Here is a 19,979-nt window from a genome sequence, read left to right as displayed (position 1 = left end):
ACATATACAACACATTACATAAACAAATGATAGTATGACAGTTAATTTCAAAAAAACATGGTAGTAAATCTGTTTAGTTGAAATACTTATTGCGCCTTCAAACTATCTACCGGATTGGCATTTGCCGCCCGCCAACTCTGGAATGTGACTGTTCCTATCGTAATGACCAGCACAATTGTCAATGCGGCCAGATATACCCACCAGTACATCGGTGTCTTATAGGCAAAACTTTCCAGCCATTTCTTAATGCCATAGTAGCCGACCGGCGCAGCCAGGGCAAAACAAACTAGTACAATATAAATATATGAACGGTTAAGCATCTTCAGAATTTCACTGTTAGTCGCCCCATGTACCTTACGCACACCGATTTCTTTCCGACGATACTGTGTATCGAATACGACTAATCCGAATACTCCTACAAGCGATATGATTATTGCCAATATGCTAAAGACAGTAATCAGGCTACGCAAATTCTCTTCCTTATGATACAAATGATTAAAGATCGTATCATAAAACTGCACATCAAACGGATAGGCCGGATCAAGATCCGCCAATGTCTTACGGATATGATTAACAGCTGCATGCACATCGGATCCCGCTTTCAGACGAATATAAGAGACAGACATCGGATATGGCATTTTTGACACCACAAAAGCAATATTGTTCTCTCCGTTGCGAAGAGAGGTAAACTTCACATTTCCGGTAAATCCGATAATACGTCCGGGAACCCATGACTGAAGAATATCTCCCTGTTCCATATTTACCGCCAGTTTGGCTGCCTCATTAAATATATAAACAGGTTCTTCCGATAACTCATCGGACAAAGAGAAATCGCGCCCCTCTTCAACCGGAATACCCATCACCCGGAGGAAATTGGAAGAAGTCATGATCATAAAAAATTGAAACTCCTTTTGCTTCAAAACAGCTCCATTGGTACTGTAACCATCTTTTGAAGCCACTTTTTCCATGGCAAAGGCAACATCCTCGATATCCGGAAATTCCTTCAACCGGTTTACATATGTCTCATGATGTTTTTTATAAAGTTCTCCGCTTAATTCCACAATAGCGATCTGATCCTTATCGAAACCAAGCGAGAAACTACGCATATAATCATTTTGTAACTGCACAAAGCTAGCCCCGATAATCAACAGGATAGAAACTATAAATTGTACACTGACCAAAATGGTACGCAGTTTACGACCGGACGGAGAAAGTCCGAAACTGCCTTTCAGCACCAGTGCTGGCGGAAAAGAGGTTACATACCAGGAAGGATATAATCCGGCGACCACTCCGGTCAGCAATGCCACCCCACCCGTAATCAAAATAATCGGCAGATTCTTCAGGATACTCAAATCAGCTTCCACAAAAGGTAAAGCGGTTGCCCTGCCAAGCATCCAAACCAGAACCAAACTGATCGACCAGGCTATAAGACTGACAATAGCAGCCTCCGCCAGCAAAGCGTTTCGTAATAATCTATCAGAACTGCCCAGTACCTTTTGGGTGTTGATACTCTTAATACGAAGAGGTGTCAGGGCCGTACTGAAGTTGGTAAAATTGATAGCAGCTACGATAATGATCAATAAAGCGATAAAAAATAACAACAAGGTCACTTCGTTATTTCCACTGCGGAAAATCATTCCGTCCTGGCTTTCATTCAGATAATAAATAGCTGTGAGAGGGGTAAGTTTGAGCTGTTGACCTTTATTTCCTATTTTAGTAAAATCAAAATTTGCATTGAAGTTATCAACCACATCCTGTGCAGATTCCGCTTTATCCAGCAACACATAACAGGCAAAATTACTCGCCCCAAAATTATCCCACTGAAAAGTCGGTCCGATAGCCGTATAGATCAGATTCCTCATCTGGGTGTTCCCGGGGAAATCTTTATAAACGGCACCTACGGTATATTCACGGTTATCTTTGGTCTCAACATACTCTTCGGCATGCAACATTTTACCTACAGCCGGTTGGTCTCCAAAAATTTTCCGAGCTATGCTTTCAGGTAAAATGAGCTTATCGGGATCTTTCAAACAATCGATATCCCCTTCCAATATCGGGAAATCAAAGACACGGGTAATCTCAGGGTTACAGGTATATACCGGTTCACGGTAACCTATCTTTTCTCCATTCTCTATGACAGAGAAATAAATAGCCGGATTATAAGGATAGATCAACGACCCGGCTTCAATATGCGGGGATGACTGGATAACAGTTTCTACAAATCCACGAGGTAAAATAAGACCGAATGTACCGGGAGTTTCCAACTCCACTCTGAAAACTCTTTCCGCCGTCGGATGGCAACGATCAAAACTACGTTCATAATTTACCTGTATCAGAATAACGATAAAGGCTGCAAATGCAACAGCCAGTCCCGCCACATTCAAAAAGGTTGCCATCTTGAACCTACGCAGTACGCTTAAAAAGTTTCTTAGTATTGTTTTCATTATCATTTATGTTTGCTTTGGTAATTCAAATTACATGCCAAAGCAACAACACGCAGAATAACAGAATATTAGCCCAATCGCCAGAAAAGAACAATGTCTAATAATTAGACAATACTGTCAAATTATTAGACATTGAAACAGATTCTATGTAAAACGCTGTTACTCCGACTTCAAACTATCCACCGGGTTAGCATTAGCTGCCTGCCAGCTCTGGTAAGTCACCGTACCGACAGTAATAGTCAGTACAATAATCAAAGCCAGCGGATAGACCCACCAAAACATCGGTGTCTTATAGGCAAAACTCTCCAGCCACTTACTGATCCCATAATAACCAATCGGTACTGCCAGCACAAAGCAAATCAGGACAATATAAATATAGGAACTGTTCAGCATCTTCAAAACCTCACCGATAGTCGCACCATGCACTTTTCGGAGACCGATCTCTTTCCGGCGATATTGTGTATCGAATACCACCAGATTAAAGACACCCACAAGTGAAATAATGATCGCCAAAAGGCTGAATACCGTGATCAGGCTACGCAAATTCTCTTCCTTATGATATAATTCGTTGAACACAGCATCATAAAACTCGATCTCGACCGGATAAGCCGGATCTATATCAGCCAGTGTTTTATAAATATGTGAAACGGTTGCATCGACATCTGCCCCGGCTTTCAGGCGTATATAAGAAGTAGTTAGCGGATAAGGCAGTTTCCCTGTCACAAAACCGATATTACTTTCTCCCTCTCGAAGCGAAGTAAACTTGACATTGCCTGTCAACCCGACAATATCACCCGAAGCCCACGAATCCATTTTATCCCCCACTTCCATGCCTACTTCCTGTTTTGCCGTACAATTAAAAATGTAAGAAGGCGTTTCAGCCATTTCATCGGCCGGATAAAAGTCACGCCCCTCTTCTACCGGGATTCCCATCACACGCAGGAAATTTGCGGAAACAAAGATCATAAAGAAGTGGAAATCATTTTCCTTGACAGAACCGCTGTTCGTACTGTAACCATCCTGCGAACCGACCTTCTCCAGAGAAAAAGCCACATCTTCGATACCGGAAAATTCCTTCAGGCGATTAACATAGGTCTCATGAGAATTAATATACAGGTCACTGCTCAAAGGAACGATCGCGATCTGATCTTTATCAAATCCCAGCGAATAACCACGCATATATTTATTCTGCAAATGAACAAAACAAGCACTGATAATTAATAAAATAGATACCACATATTGGATACCGATCAACACCGTACGTAATTTGCGTCCCGACGGTGAAAGCCCGAAACTTCCTTTCAGCACCAGGGCCGGAGGAAAGGAGGTCACGTACCAGGAAGGATATAATCCGGCCAGTATGCCGGTAACCAATGCGATAACACCGGTCAATAAGACAATCGGCAGGTTATCTATTATACTCAAATCGGCCTCTATAAACGGCATGGTACCGGTCGTAGCCAGCACATGCACAATGAACAGGCTCGCCAGCCAGGCCACCAGACTGGTTATAGCAGCTTCGGCCAATAAAGCCCGACGTAATACGCAATCCGGACTGCCTAACACTTTCTGGGTATTGATACTCCTGATACGCATCGGCGTCAACGAAGTATTGAAATTCGTAAAATTGATGGCAGCCACTATAATGATCAGTAAGGCAATAAAAAAAAGCAGCCAGGTCACTTCTTTATTACCGCTGCGGAAAATCGTACCATCCTGGCTTTCATTCATATAATAAATGTCCGTAAGAGGCGTCAACTTTATCTGTACCTTCCCACTTCCCAACTTGGAAAAGTCGAAGTTCGCATTGAAGTTGTCCGTAACAAGCCGGGCCGATTCCGGATTATCCAGTAAAAGGAAACACATAAAACTACTGGATCCGAAATTCTCACGCATAGTATTATCGATACCCGTATAAATAAGGTTACGAATCTGCGTATTTTCCGGGAAGTCTTTATAAACGGCTCCGACAGTAAAATTCCTTACATTCTTGCTCATTATTTGCTCTTCAGCATGTAATGCCTTACCTACAGCCGACTGTTTTCCAAACATCTTACGAGCCATACTTTCCGGTAAGATCAGTTTCTCAGGATCGTTCAGGCAATCGATATCTCCTTCGATGATCGGGAAATCGAATACATGGGTCAGTGCCGGATGGCAAGTCTGAATCAATTCATGATAGCCTTCCCGTTCGCCGTTCTCCGTCACCGTAAAATAGATGGCCGGACTATAAGGAAAAATCAGGCTACCAGCCTCGATATGGGGAGATGATCCTATTACAGCCTCGATCAATCCTCGCGGAAGAATACGGGAAAATGTCCCGGCCTCCGCTTCTATCTCCTCACCACTCAATTCCACCCGGTAAATACGGTCGGCCGTCGGATGACAACGATCGAAATTACGTTCGAAGCTGATCTGTATCATAATAATGATAAAGGTTGCAAAAGCAACAGCCAACCCCGCAACATTCAGGAAAGCGGCCAGACTGAAACGGCGCAGCACGCTGAAAAAGTTCCTTAATATTGTCTTCATATCAGTTTGTTTTTACGGCATCCATTCCAAAGCCGGATTATTCCGACTTTATACTTTCCACCGGATTCGAATTTGCTACCTGCCAGTTCTGGTAAGTAACGGTTATAAAAGTAATGGCCGAAACAATAACAAAGGCTGCCGGAAATACCCACCAATAGATCGGAGTACGGTAAGCAAAGTTCTCCAACCAGCGATATACGCCATAGAATGCAACCGGAGCCGACAGCACAAAACAGATCAACAGGATCAACAGATAACTTTTGTTGAACATAAACAGTATCTCCGAGGTAGAAGAACCCAATACTTTCCGTACCGCCACTTCCTTACGCTTATGCTCGCTTTCGAAAACGACCAGCCCAAAAACACCGACAACAGAAATAAATATGGCTATCAGACTGAACAAGGTTATCAGGTTACTTATCTTCAACTCCTTGTCGTACGTATGTTGCAACACCTCATTGTAAAAAGAGACTTTAAACGGATAGACCGGATCGATCTTGCCCAACGATGCTTTTACATGTTCCATGGCAGCCCACAGGTCGCTACCGGCCTTTACTTTGATATAAGCTGCACTGTAATACCGGATTCCGTCATTTCCTTTCCAATACTTTCCACCGATGTAAAAAGCCATTGGCGACACTTCGTTACGGAAAGAAGCAAACTTGATATTAGGAATAATTCCGGCAATCTCTTCGCCTTCGACCGATTCACCCACCACAAGATCATACATATCGCGTGCCTTTTCATTAAATATATACGTTCCTTTATCTTTCAGATCATCTTCCGGCCGGAAATCACGGCCATCGATTACATTTATTCCCATGACATGCAGAAAACTCGGGGAAACCGGGATACATTGAAAATCGATAGGTTTGTCGTTATAATTCCGTCCCCAGCCCATATAATAGTCCCGGCTCGACAATATCTGGTCGGCACACGTGATAGCTTCTATTCCTGAAAATGTTTTTATTTCACTTTCCAGCACACTCAGGTTTTTATTGATCTTACTGTTCAGCTCGACAACGATCAGTTCGTCCTTATCATATCCAAGCGGCGCACTTTGCATATAATGGTTTTGCAGGAACATGAACAGAGAACCGATGATCAGGATAAAGGATGCAATAAACTGAATACTGACCAATGTACTCCGCAGCACACGTCCTTTAGGCGACAACCCAAAACTCCCTTTCAGCACCAGGGCCGGCGGAAAAGAGGTGATGTAACAAGCCGGATAAGCCCCTGCCAACACACCGACTAGCAGGGCAATGATTCCTGTGACACCGAGAATTTTCCATTGCACCACCAAAGACATATCGGCATCCACCAAAGAAGCAATAAACGAATCTTCAGCCAGATGCAATACGACCAGTGAAATCAGGAATGCCACGAAACTGATAATGACAGCCTCTCCCAATAAACTCAGCCGTAGCAGGCTATCCGGACTACCGAGCACCTTCTGCGTATTGATGCTCTTAATGCGCATCGGTGTCAATGCCGTGCTGAAGTTCGTAAAATTGATACCGGCAATCAGCAGGATTATGAAAGCGATGGCAAACAACACCTGTACTGTCTGACGACTGGCTTTCGGCATCGAATCGTAAGAAGCGTTGGTCAGGAAATGTAATTGGGTAAGCGGAGTGATATGCAGGTCGATCTTATCCCTTTCCCAATCCAGATCGGAACCGGCCATTTTTGTTTTATCGAAATTCTTTTTGAAGTTTTCCTTCACATCTTCCGCATTTGCCGGATCATCCATACGGAAAAAGAAAAAATAATTACTGTTACCCCACTCATCATAATTTTCCTTCGGATCCATCTGGAGGTAAATGATATTGCGGACAGAAGAATTACGGGGGAAATCTTTAAAAACACCGCTGACGATCGCGACTACCTTTCCCGATGTCCCACCCATCAACTGTTTACCGATAGCCGATTCATTACCGAACAGGCGATTAGCAATGCTTTCGGGAATCATGGCCGACTTCGGTTGCTCCAGCGCCGTTTCATCGCCTTCCACCATATCGAAATGGAAAACACGGGTAAAGTCGGGGGTTACCGTCGCTATCGGATCCTGAAAGTTTTGTATCTCACCGCTCCGTTCGACACTGTAAAACCCGTCGGAAGTCCACGATGTCATAAGGGTTCCTACTTTGATATGCGGCGACGATTCTGTAAAAGCCCTCGCCAAAGGACGGCTCATAATGGCTACCTGTTCTCCCTGATATTGCATATCCATCCGATAGATCGCTTCTGATTCCGGCTGGCAGGAATCGAACGTATAATCATAACTTACCTGCATCATGATCACCATAAATGCAGCGAAAGCAATGCTTAATCCCAGAATATTCAACAAAGTCGCCATCCTGAAACGGCGGAGTACACTGATAAAGTTTCGTAATATCGTTTTCATATTGACCTCTTTTTATCCAATTCGTTCAAATAACATGCCAAAACGATAACTCTTTATCTATCAAGAACATTTGGCTCACGCCTTAAAAATGAATGTCTAATAATTAGACAGTCGTGTCAAATTATTAGACATTCATAAAGGAAAATAACTTCCCGGTCACTCCGACTTTATGCTCTCCACCGGATTTGAATTAGCGACATGCCAGTTCTGAAAAGTTACGGTTATAAAGGTGATGACCGAAACAATAATAAAGGCTGCCAGAAATACCCACCAGTACATCGGCGTGCGATAAGCAAAGTTTTCCAGCCAACGATATACACCATAGAAAGCCACAGGAGCCGACAAGATAAAACAAATAACCAGAATAATCAGATAACTCCTGTTGAACAGCACCAATATTTGCGGAGTGGACGATCCCAATACTTTGCGGACAGCCACCTCTTTACGTCTGTATTCACTCTCAAACACCACCAGTCCGAAGACTCCCACTATGGAGATTAAGATCGCAATAACACTGAAAAGGGTGATCAGGTTACTGATCTTCAGTTCCTTCACATAGGTACGTTGTAATATCTCGTCATAAAAAGATACTTTAAAAGGATAAACCGGATCGATCTTCTTTAATGAAGCCTGAATATGTTTCATTGCCGCACGCAAATCACTGCCGGCCTTTACCCTGACATAGGCTGCTGCATAATATTTACTGTCGACTTCCCCTCCCCAATAGTATTTTCCCCAGACATAGAAAGTCATCGGTGAAACTTCATTGCGGAAAGAAGCAAACTTGATATTAGGCATAAAACCAATAATCTCGCCACCGTCAATCTTATCCCCCAGTTCCAAATCGTACATCTCACGGGCCTTCTCATTAAATATATAGCATCCCGTATCTTTCAGGTCATCTTCCGGACGAAAATCACGTCCGTCGGTCACTTTAATCCCCATCACACGAAGGAAAGAAGGAGACACCGGGATACATTGAAAGTTAATATCCTTATCTTTATACTCGCGCCCCCAGCCCATATAGAAGTCCCGGCTCGATAAAACCTGTTCGGCAAAAGTGATATCTTCAATCCCGGAGAATGTTTTTACCTCACTCGCCAATACATCCTGGCTCTTATTCACCTTACCGTTCAGCTCCATCACGATCAATTCGTCCTTGTCATATCCAAGCGGTGTATTCTGCATAAACCGGTTTTGCAAAAACATGAACAGGGAACTGATAATCAGGATAAATGAAGCAATGAACTGGATACTGACCAATGTACTTCTGAGCAACCTCCCTTTTGGAGACAGTCCGAAACTGCCTTTCAGTACCAGTGCCGGCGGGAAAGAGGTAATATAACAAGCCGGATAAAGGCCAGCCAACGCACCGACAGCCACAGCAATAACCGCCGTAGTAGTAATAACTCCCGACTGTGCCGAAAAAGCTATGTCGGCATCCACCAAAGAGGCTATAAAAGTCTTACCGGCTATAAACAACATCCCCAGCGAAATCAGATAAGCCACCGCACTGACGATAATTGCCTCCGCCAGTAAACTCAAACGAAGCACACTATCCGGACTTCCCAGCACCTTTTGCGTATTGATACTTTTGATACGCATCGGTGTCAGTGCCGTACTGAAATTGGTAAAGTTGATACCCGCAATCAGTAAGATGACAAAAGCTATGGCAAACAAGACACGCACTGTCTGACGGCTGGCCTTCGGCATTGAGTCGAAAGAGACATTTTCCAGGAAATGTAACTCGGGAAGTGGTGTGATACGCAGGTCAATACCATCTTTCTCCCAGTCAAAATCTTTACCGAACTGTTGGGATGCATCAAAATTCTTCATAAAGTTTTCTTTCACATCCTTCGTATTGGCAGGATCATCCATTCGGAAAAAGAAGAAATAATTCTGATTACTCCAAGTATCGTAGTTTTCTTTCGGATGCATCTGCCGGTAGATAATATTCCGGATAGAAGAGTTAAGGGGAAAATCTTTAAAGACGCCGCTTATTGTTGCTACCGTACTTCCCGTCTCCACATTCATCAGCCGTTTTCCTATAGCCGACTCGTCTCCGAACAGGCGACGCGCCATACTTTCAGGGATGATGGCAGTCTCCGGCTGATCCAGTGCCGTTTCATCTCCTTCCAGCATATTGAAATGAAAGACACGGGTAATCCCGGGCGAAGCATTCACGACCGGATCCTGAAAATTCAGCCTCTCCCCTTGCCGTTCGACACTATAAAAAAGTTCGGAATTCCACGACGCCATAATCATGCCGGCCTTAATATGGGGCGATGACTCTGTAAAACCTCTCGCAAAAGGACGGCTGAAAACGGCACTCGCTTTTCCCTGAAAATCCATGTCCATGCGGTAGATTGCATCTGCTTCCGGCTGGCAGGAATCGAACGTGTAGTCATAATTCACCTGCATCATAATCACCATAAAAGCAGCAAAAGCGATGCTTAGTCCAAATACATTCAGCAACATTGCCATTTTGAAACGGCGAAGCACGCTGATAAAGTTTCTTAAAATAGTTTTCATATCAATTGAATTATTACTCCGATTTAAGGTTGTTCACCAAACAACTTTTTAATAAATACGTAATAAATTCAGAAATGTTGCATGATAGCTATTCTGTTTTTATACTTTCTACCGGATTTTCATTGGCAGTCTTCCAGTTCTGGAAAGTAACCGTCAGGAATGTTATAACGGAAACGACTACAAAAGCGACCGCATATACCCACCAATACATCGGAATCTTATAGGCAAAATAAACCATCCAACGGCTCACCCCATAATAGGCAACCGGTATTGCCAGAACGAAACAGACAATCAGGATACGGACATAGACTTTATTGAACATAAGCAATATCTGCGAAGTGGTAGCACCATGAACTTTCCGGAGACCGATCTCTTTCTTTCTGTATTCGCTCTCAAAAATAACCAGTCCCAACACACCGACAACCGATATAAACACAGCTATCAGGCTGAATAAAGAGATCAGCCACCCGATGCTCAGTTCCCGCTTATAGAGATTATTCAATATCGTATCATAAAACCTGATCTCGGCGGGGAAATTCTTATCTATCGAAGTCAAGGCTTTCCTGATCGAAGCCACTGCATCCCGGATATCCGCCCCCGCCTTTATTTTGATATAGGCATACCTCGGCCGATACCCAGCCGCAGGCGAAACATAAAAAGCCATCGGTGCCACTTCCGTACGGAACGAAGCATACTTAATATCATCTATAAACCCGGCAATCAAGGCGGGAGGAGCCTCATACCATTCATTTCCCGTGATATATTCACCGGCAACCAGATCATATTGCAATCTGGCCGCTTCGTTAAACAGGTAAACGCCCCCAACCGATTTACTGTCTTCCTGAAGGAAATCCCGTCCCGAAATAACTGGAATGTTCATCAGCCTAAGAAAATCAGGTGAAACGACAAACACTTTGAACTGTACGTTATTCTCCCTGTAACCACGGCCAAAGTCGGTATATTCATCACTTGCCGAAAGTAAATCTGCCGCAAAAGAAACTTCCTGCACAGAGACTTCCTGCTCTAATCGATTTTCCACGGCCTCTATATTTTTAATCAACTGGCCGTTCAATTCCACAATAGCCACATGCTCCTTATCGAAACCTAAAGAAGAGGCCAGCATGTAATGATTCTGCAAGTAAATAAACAAAGCGGCAATAATCAGAGCAAAAGAGATGACATACTGGAAAGAGACCAGCAAACTTCTCATCCTTTTACCGGAAGGAGACAATCCAAACGATCCTTTCAAAACCAAGGCAGGAGAAAACGACGTTATATGCCAGGCAGGATATGCTCCGGCCAGCAAACCGGTAAGAGCAGCCAGAACTCCCGTCCCTATCAATAAAGGAATGTTGGCTTCCAATGAAAGTTCTCCACTGATCATATCTGCCAACCAGGTATTAGCCATCCCTTTAACAATAAACAAGGAAAGGATGAAAGAAAACAGACAGATCGCTACCGCTTCAACCAACATGGCACAACGCAACGTATTATCCGATCCTCCCAGAACCTTTTGTGTATTGATACTTCGGATACGCATGGGAACAAGTGCATTGCTGAAATTCGTAAAATTAATCCCGGCAATGACAACGATCAATACAGCGATGGTAAACAACACGAATACCATCGTTTTATTACCTTTGTCTTTCTGTGAATCAAAACGGGCATCTGCCTCATAATAAATATCGGTCAGTTGGGTCAGTCTCACATCTTTCGTTTTCCAATCATAATATTCATGGTTGAAATGATTCTTGAAGTCAGCAATTATCTGGTCTTTTTTACCGGGATCATCCAGTAACACATATAACTGGTAGCCGTTGGCATTCCAATTATCCTGATTCTCCTTTTCACCGATTCTCCTGTATACGGCATTTTGTACCACTGAATTTTGAGGAAAATCCTTATATACGCCACCCACAACAAAAGATAACTTATCGGCTGTCAACTGTTTGCCGACAGCCGGTTCATCTCCGAAAAACTTTTCAGCCTGGCTCTGTGCTATCAAAACATACCCCGGATTATCCAGGCTTTCTATCTTCCCCTCCAGCATCTGAAAGTCGAAAACAGAGGCATATTCAGGAGTTATTGCATTTACCGGACACCAGAAACTCGTTTCATCCGTATCATTTCCCCTTTTTAATGCAAGCTGACTACCCCAGGAAGAAAGTAATACTCCCGTCTCTATATGGGGAGACGATTGAACGAAAGCCTCTGCAAAAGGGGGAGAAACAACCACCTGGTTCCCCCAATCCGGAGTATAAAGTCCTACCCGGTAAATCCGTTCTGCATTCTTTTGGAACCTGTCGAACCCCCAGTCATATTGTAACTGGATCATTAAAATTATAAAGGCAGCAAAGGCTATACTTAAACCCATCACATTCAATAGAGTCGCCATTTTAAAACGACGGACAACTCCTAATAAATTCCTGATAATTGTTTTCATGATAGTATCTGTACTAAGTTTATAAATCTAATGACCCATCCGCTATTCTGTTTTTATGCTTATCACCGGATTTTCGCTTGCCGCCCGCCAGTTCTGGAAGGTAACAGTAACGATCGTCACAGCCGACACCAGCAGGAAAGCCAGTATGAACACCCACCAATAGATCGGAGTACGGTAAGCAAAGTTCTCCAACCAGGCATGAATGGCATACCAGGTCAACGGAGCGGCCAGCACAAAGCATATCAACAGGATACGGACATACGTTTTGTTAAACATAATCAGAATCTGCGACACGGAAGACCCCATCACCTTGCGGACACCTATTTCCTTTCTGCGATACTGGCTGTCGAATACTACCAGACCAAAGACACCCACCATCGAGATAAAGACGGCTATCAGACTGAATAATGTGATCAATGCTCCCAGACTCGTTTCTTTTTCATATAAATTATTCAGCACTTTATCAAAGAAAGTGATATCGAAAGGATAATCCGGATGAATCTCGCTCATTACATTCTTGACATGCGTCATGGCAGCTCCCATGTCCGAGCCGGCTTTTACCTTGATATATGCAAACGCCGCACCTCCCGAATAACTTTTACCACGCACTAAGAATGCCATCGGAACCACCTCCGTACGGAAAGAAGCGAACTTGATATCCGGAACAAAACCAATCACCTCCATATCACCGATCTTATCTCCCAGCTGAATGTCATAGGTCTTTCGCGCACGTTCATTAAATATATAGGCACCATGCTCTGTCAAAGTATCTTCTTCCCGGAAATCCCGCCCGTCACTTACTGCAATATTCAGTACCTTCAGGAAAGAAGGATCGACCGGCATCACCTGATACTGAATATTTTTACCATTCAGTTCACGTCCCCAGGTCATATACTGATCCTGGCTGGCCAACAGAAACTCCGCACAGGTCACATCCTCAATACCGGAGAACGATTTCATACGATTCGTGAAAGCCTCTTTACTGTTTAAGACTGTAGCCGTCAGGTCTGTCACGATGATTTGATCTTTGTCATATCCCAACGAACTGGTTCGCATAAAATTATTTTGCAAATACATGAACATAGCGCCCATAATCAAAACAAATGAAGAAATGAACTGCACACTGATCAGCACGTTCCTCAATACCCTTCCTTTGGGAGAAAGTCCGAAATTACCTTTCAGCACCAGCGCCGGCGAGAAAGATGTCATATAATAAGACGGATAAATCCCGGCCAGCACTCCGACCAGCACAGACAGCAGAGCCGTCAACGAAATCAACACCGGATGAGCGGAAAAAGAGATATCCGCATTGATCAGGCCGGTTATGGGACTGCTCGCCGTCATACGGACGATCCATAATGCCAGCAAGAAAGCCACGACACTGATACAAACCGCTTCCATCAATAAAGAGAACTGTAATGTTGCATTAGAACTACCCAGCACCTTTTGCGTATTGATGCTTTTCATACGCATTGGAGTCAAAGCCGTACTGAAATTGGTAAAATTGATACCGGCAATAAGCATAATAACAAATGCGATGGCAATCAGAACCAATATCGTCTGGCGGCTAGTCTTAGGAACCATGTCATAAAGAACATCCGTTACATAATGAAGTTCCGTCAAAGGAGTCAACCGCAAATTCAGGTCATCGGTAAACCACGGCATATTTTTCCCTATCTCATGTTTTTTATAATAATCCAGAAAGTCGTTTGTCAAATCCTTTGCCGCTTCGGGGCTATCCAGGCGGATATAAGCATAATAATTAGAACTTCCCCAATCATTCAGGCCCTCCTTATCATCCAGTTTCACATAGACAGCATTCTGAAGGATACCGTTTACCGGAAAATCCTTATAGACACCTCCCACTGTATAATCCATCTCAGGTATGGTAAAGAGGCCAGCCAACCGCCCTCTGGTATCTTTCGCTTTCATCCTCCGCCCGACAGCCGATTCCGTACCGAATATCTTTTTAGCCTGACTTTCCGAGATCAAGATCTTTTCCGGGTCCTTCAGGGCATCCTTCGTTCCTTCCAACATATCAAAAGTAAACACATCGGTAAAGGAAGGATAAATAGTCATATTCGGTTCCATATAACTATCCTGTTTCCCGTCCTTATCTACAATAAAAACCGTCTCACTATAGATAGGATAGCTAATGGCTCCGGCTATGATATGCGGTGAAAAGTTGAAAAACACATCCATCAGGGGCCGGCTTACAATAGCCTGCGGCGTTTCCTTACCCCACTGTAGCTCCACCCGGTAAATATTATCGGCTTCATTATGGAAAGTGTCAAAATTCTTATCATAATCGACCTGCATCATAATGATCATAAATGCAGAAAAAGCCACTGAAAGCCCTAAGATATTAAGAAGCGTTGCCATCTTAAAACGACGTAATACACTGATGAAATTTCGAAGAATTGTTTTCATTATATATTTATTTTTACCCGAATAGGTTCAAAACGCATGCCAAACATGTAATCATCTAATAAATAACGCCTTGACGAATCAAGGCGTTATCAGATGTGTCTAAATTTTAGACACTGGTGTAAAATAATTAGACAAAGAACAATACAAACCCTTAGCCTCCGCCTAATTATCTTTTATACTTTCGACCGGATTTGAAATAGCCGCCAGATAACTTTGAAGAAACACCGTCACGAATGAAACAAGCAGGCAGAACAATCCCGACGCAGCGTATATCCACGGCGATAAAACAATACGGTAAGAATACTCCGACAGCCACCCATTCATAAAATACCAGATCACCGGTACCGAAATAATGAACGCTATTCCTACATAAGTCAGGAAGGCCTTTACCAACCGTACAAGCACCTGCACATTTGTCGAACCGAAAACCTTACGTACCGCTATCTCCGAAGAACGCTGCTGGATAAAATAGGTCGACATCGCCAGCAATCCCAATAAAGAGATCAGGATAGCAATCAGAGCAAAGATCGAAACGATCTTCAACGTCCTTTCCTGGTCGGCGAACGAAAGCTCGATCTGCTCATCGATAAACCGACCGGTAAACTCCAACCCTGTCAGTTTCTCAAAGACAGCCGCCACTTCCTTACGGGCGGCAAACGGATCGCCTTTTACTTCCACCAACACATTGCGCGGATGCAGGTCTTCCCTGTTTATATAAAGCATCAGGATAGTCGGTTGTTTGTCCATCAGGATATTGTTCAACTGGAAATCCCTGACGATACCGGCCACAGTCACATCTTTCCACCCTCTGTATTTATAAGCCATAACATCTTCCGGCAGTTCCTGTACCCTCATCGTTTCCTGGGACAGATAATATTTAACCGTTTCGGCCACATTATTATCGCGCAGAATTTCAAAACCGAGCATATCCCAATAATTCTTATCACCGCTAAACTCCTGGAAACTGATATTCTTATCATCGAAACGGCCTGTAAAGTTCATCCCCATATTGAACGGAGTACCTTCCGCCACTCCTACCCGTTTCACACTGGCCAGTTGTTCCAACTCGTTTACCAGGGTAAAACAAGTCTGCCGGTTCGACAATGCTTCTCCGCTTATATCGATGATGTTCTCCGAATTATATCCCAACGGCGCTTTAACCAAATGCTTCACCTGCAAAAACATAGTAATGGAGGCGGCAATAAGGCAGATCGTGATTATGTTCTGGAAAATGATGAAAAACTTGCTGAACACCATCTTCGTCTGTTTGCGGAAAGTCCCGCGCACCACTTCGATCGGTTTGGCATTAGAAATGACAATCGCGGGTAGCAACCCGGCAATAAATCCGATAAGCGCGATCAGAAGAATGACAATGATCCCGTTCAGCGGGGTGATCATTTCAGACGGATAAATCTGTTTTTGTACCAGATCGCCGGCATAAGGAGCAAAGAGGAAAGCCAGGAACAAACCGATACAGAAAGAAATAGCTGTCAGCAAAGTCGACTCTATAATCAGCCTCGAAAACAATTCTTTGCGTGAAGACCCCAACAACCGCCGGGTAGCCATCTCCTTTGCCCGGAAACCGGTCTGCGCCACCGTCAGGTTAATATAATTAATGATGGCAAACAGGAGGATAAGCAAACCGACCGATAACAAAATGATCACGAACTGGCGGTTGCCCCTCTCTATGCCGGGCGAATATGTATGATTCCAGAAATACAACTGTTTCAAAGGAACAAACTCGACAACTGTCGATAAATCTCTTTCATATATCCAGAAGAATGTCTTGAACCAGTTCCGGATATCATCCGATTTAGAGGCAAGATCAGCTCCTTCGCGTTTCATCACGAAAACATTCACAGACCCTGCACTGTTATAATCGTCAAACATATTCTGCCCTACCGCCCTGATGTTATCGATGCGGCACATGATATCTTCATTGGGGATCACGGAATGGCGTATATCCTTCAGTACGCCGTTGACAACCACCGTCAACTCATCATTGACACGGATCGTTTTCCCCATCGGGTCTTCATTGCCAAAAATCTTATTGGCAAACGACTCGGAGATCACAGCATAGTTCCTGGCAGCAAAGGCCTGGTCTCTGTTTCCTCTTATCAGAGGGAAATTGAAAAAGTCGAAAAAGGTCGTATCGACAAGCATCAGGCCGGCATTCAGCTTATGCTCTCCGCTTTGAACCGGCAGGTAGAATGCCCGGGCCAGCACATGGCAACTCTTCTCAATCTCCGGATAACGTTCTTCCAGGCGATATCCTATCTGGTAGGCCGAACCCGTCGACTCGCCATTCGTCAACGCATAGATACGGTCTCCCTTCTCATGAAAACGGTCGGTCGATAACTCACCGACCACATAGGTCGCGATCAGGATCACAAACATCAGCGACACGGACAAACCAAACAGGTCGATAGCCGTATACCCCTTGTTCCTTCCCAAGAAATTAAGGAAAGATTTAAAATTCAAAATATTACTCATGGTTCATCAATTATTGGGTTTTACTCATTCCCTGTACTATATACTATTCATTAGATACTCTTTTCAACTCAAAATACATGCCAAAAGAACCAACTAACTAATTGTCAAACAAATACTCACAAGGTCAAAGTTCCGGTATTGTCTAATAAATGGACAGTCCTGTCTAATTTTTTTACAGGACTGTCCTCATTTACAAATAACTAATTATCTTTTATACTTTCTATCGGATTGGCTGTTGCTGCCTGGTAACTCTGGATAAAGACAGTGATAAATGAAATGATCAGGCAAAACAGTCCGGCAACTGCATAGATCCAGGGAGAAAGTGTGATACGGTACGAATAACCGGTAAGCCACCCGTTCATAAAATGCCAGATCAATGGTATGGCAATAATAAAAGCTACTGCCACATAGGTCAGGAAAGCCTTTACCAACCGGAGAAGCACCTGTGCATTTGTCGAGCCAAAGACTTTACGGACGGCTATCTCTGCCGCACGCTGCTGTATAAAATAGGTCGACATGGCAAGCAACCCCAGCAATGAGATCAGTATTGCGATAGCAGCAAAAATCATGACGATCGTAGAGGTCCTTGTCTGAACGGCAAATGATTCCTCGATCTGCTCATCCAGAAACTTACCGTCAAAGTCCATCCTTGCCAGCTTTTTATACACAGCCGCCACTTCCTGGCGGGCGGCAAACGGTTCCCCGTTCACCTCCACTACGATATCATGCGGACTAAAATCTTCTTTATTCTCGTGAAGCATCACAATGACCGGCTTATTCTCCAGCATCACATTACGCAACTGAAAATCTTTGACGATGCCGGCAATAGGATGCTTACCCCAGACATTAAAATCAAAATCCGTTGCATCTTCATTCAGTTCCAACGCCTTCATCGATCCTTCGGACAGAAAATACTTGACAGGGTCAGCTACATGATTGTCCCGCAAAGTTTTAAAGCCCAAAATATCAAAATACTCCTTATCACAACGAATACCCTGAAAACTAATACTCTTATTATCATAACGGGCCGTATAATTCATTCCCATATTGAAAGGCGTTCCGTAACCTATCCCTACCCGGCTGACACAAGACAATTGCTTCAACTCGTTTACCAGCGTATAAGCCATATTTTTATCCGGCATCTCTTCACCGTTTATATTCAGAATATTCACCGAGTTATATCCCAACGGAGCTTTGATCAGGTATTTTACCTGCAAAAACATCGTAACGGCGGCAGCAATCAGGCAAATAGTGATCGTATTCTGAAAAACAATAAAGAACTTACTGAATACCATCTTCGTTTGTTTACGGAAAGTCCCCCTCACCACTTCGATCGGCTTCGCATTCGAGATGACGATCGCCGGCAACAGTCCGGATATAAATCCGATCAGAACGATCAAAACGATAACGATCATGCCATTCAACGGAGTGATCATATCAACCAGATCTACCTGCTTCTGCAACAGATTGCTCGCAAAAGGCGCAAAGAAAAAGGCCAGCAGCAAACCGGCAAAGAAAGAAATCGTTGTCAGCAACGTCGATTCCATGATCAGACGGGAAAACAGTTCTTTACGCGAAGACCCCAACAATCGCCGGGTAGCCATTTCCTTTGCCCGGAAACCGGTTTGCGCCACAGTCAGATTTACATAATTAATAACGGCAAACAAAAGAATAAGCAAACCAACCGATAGCAGGATCATCACAAACTGCCAGTTCCCCCTCTCTATGGTAAACATTCCGAACGGATTGCTCTGCTCCCAGAAGTATAACTTTTTCAACGGGACAAAATTGACTTCCTTAAATGATCCTTTTTCATATATCTTGAAAAAGGTCTTGAACCAGTCCCTTATATCATCGGAGCGGGAAGAAATATCAGCCCCCTCGCGTTCCATCACGAAAACATTGACAGCTCCGACACTATTATAGTTGTCGAACATACCCTTTCCAATTGCATCGACATTGTCGATCCGGAACAGGATATCTTCATCAGGGATAACTGAATAGCGAATATCCTTCATTACAGCGTTAACAATCAGCGACAAGTTATCATTGATGCGGATCGTTTTACCCATCGGGTCCTCATTTCCGAAATACCTATTGGCAAAAGATTCGGAGATCACAGCATAATCCTTTGCAGCTAACGCCTGTTCCCAATTTCCTTTTACCAACGGAAAATTGAAAAAGTCGAAAAAAGTCGTATCGGCAAGCATCAGGTTTGCCGTCAGGTTATTCTCACCGTTCTTCAACGGGGTATTGTCGAAGACACGTGTCATGACATGGCACACTTTCTCTATCTCCGGATAACGTTCTTCCAGGCGGTAACCGATCCGATAGGCAGAACCTGTATATTCACCGTTACCTAAAACATATATCCGATCGGCTTTTTCATGATAACGGTCAGTCATCAACTCCCCGGTGACATAGGTAGCTATCAGGATCACGAACATCAGCGAAACCGACAGGCCGAACAGGTCGATGGCTGTATATCCCTTATTCCGTCCCAGGAATTTAAAGAATGATTTTAAATTTAAAAGATTACTCATGATATATTTATTGTTTAGATTAGTTATTCATGCGAATCAGGAGTTGGCGACCTGATTCAAAGATTAAAAATTAACATAAGAAAGTAGAGCAATTGCCAATTTTCCAAAGGAGTGTACCAACAGCCCTTTGGTAGCTCTTACTTTAGACGCTC

General features: G+C 43.7%; 8 protein-coding genes. All 8 read right to left on the bottom strand.

The features are described from left to right. Positions 1–86: 86 nt before the first annotated feature. Positions 87–2,444, bottom strand: a complete 2,358-nt coding sequence (locus tag NBH15_RS22390) for an ABC transporter permease (RefSeq protein WP_128134195.1) — start codon at positions 2,442–2,444, stop codon at positions 87–89. A gap of 159 nt (positions 2,445–2,603) precedes the next feature. After that, positions 2,604–4,976 carry an ABC transporter permease gene (locus tag NBH15_RS22385; protein WP_250823588.1) on the bottom strand — a complete coding sequence of 791 codons (2,373 nt, stop codon included), beginning with the start codon at positions 4,974–4,976 and terminating at the stop codon, positions 2,604–2,606. A gap of 37 nt (positions 4,977–5,013) precedes the next feature. Further along, entirely contained in the window at positions 5,014–7,386 is a 2,373-nt protein-coding gene (locus NBH15_RS22380) for an ABC transporter permease (RefSeq protein WP_250823587.1), read from the bottom strand. 156 nt (positions 7,387–7,542) lie between these two features. Continuing rightward, on the bottom strand, positions 7,543–9,918 hold the full coding sequence (locus tag NBH15_RS22375; protein WP_250823586.1) for an ABC transporter permease: 2,376 nt from the start codon (positions 9,916–9,918) through the stop codon (positions 7,543–7,545). A gap of 88 nt (positions 9,919–10,006) precedes the next feature. Further along, positions 10,007–12,361: an ABC transporter permease gene (locus NBH15_RS22370; RefSeq protein ID WP_128134197.1), complete on the bottom strand. Its 2,355-nt coding sequence runs from the start codon at positions 12,359–12,361 to the stop codon at positions 10,007–10,009. A gap of 42 nt (positions 12,362–12,403) precedes the next feature. Continuing rightward, the gene (locus NBH15_RS22365; protein WP_128134198.1) at positions 12,404–14,791 is read right to left on the bottom strand and encodes an ABC transporter permease; all 2,388 of its coding nucleotides are present in this window, start codon (positions 14,789–14,791) and stop codon (positions 12,404–12,406) included. A 162-nt stretch (positions 14,792–14,953) separates the two neighbouring features. Next, positions 14,954–17,284, bottom strand: coding sequence for an ABC transporter permease (locus NBH15_RS22360; RefSeq protein WP_128134199.1), 2,331 nt, complete (start codon positions 17,282–17,284; stop codon positions 14,954–14,956). A gap of 200 nt (positions 17,285–17,484) precedes the next feature. Next, positions 17,485–19,827 (bottom strand): ABC transporter permease, encoded by a 2,343-nt coding sequence (locus NBH15_RS22355; RefSeq protein ID WP_128134200.1) that lies wholly within the window; start codon positions 19,825–19,827, stop codon positions 17,485–17,487. Between the last annotated feature and the right edge of the window lie 152 nt (positions 19,828–19,979).

The organism is Parabacteroides caeci (assembly GCF_023656795.1).
Taxonomy (GTDB): domain Bacteria; phylum Bacteroidota; class Bacteroidia; order Bacteroidales; family Tannerellaceae; genus Parabacteroides; species Parabacteroides segnis.
This window is presented reverse-complemented; position numbering and strand designations above follow the sequence as displayed.

Excerpts from the sequence above, each read along its gene's own strand:
- NBH15_RS22360 (WP_128134199.1), bottom strand. The coding sequence starts at position 17,284 with ATGAGTAATATTTTGAATTTTAAATCTTTCCTTAATTTCTTGGGAAGG.
- NBH15_RS22365 (WP_128134198.1), bottom strand. The coding sequence starts at position 14,791 with ATGAAAACAATTCTTCGAAATTTCATCAGTGTATTACGTCGTTTTAAG.
- NBH15_RS22390 (WP_128134195.1), bottom strand. The coding sequence starts at position 2,444 with ATGAAAACAATACTAAGAAACTTTTTAAGCGTACTGCGTAGGTTCAAG.
- NBH15_RS22380 (WP_250823587.1), bottom strand. The coding sequence starts at position 7,386 with ATGAAAACGATATTACGAAACTTTATCAGTGTACTCCGCCGTTTCAGG.
- NBH15_RS22370 (WP_128134197.1), bottom strand. The coding sequence starts at position 12,361 with ATGAAAACAATTATCAGGAATTTATTAGGAGTTGTCCGTCGTTTTAAA.
- NBH15_RS22375 (WP_250823586.1), bottom strand. The coding sequence starts at position 9,918 with ATGAAAACTATTTTAAGAAACTTTATCAGCGTGCTTCGCCGTTTCAAA.
- NBH15_RS22355 (WP_128134200.1), bottom strand. The coding sequence starts at position 19,827 with ATGAGTAATCTTTTAAATTTAAAATCATTCTTTAAATTCCTGGGACGG.
- NBH15_RS22385 (WP_250823588.1), bottom strand. The coding sequence starts at position 4,976 with ATGAAGACAATATTAAGGAACTTTTTCAGCGTGCTGCGCCGTTTCAGT.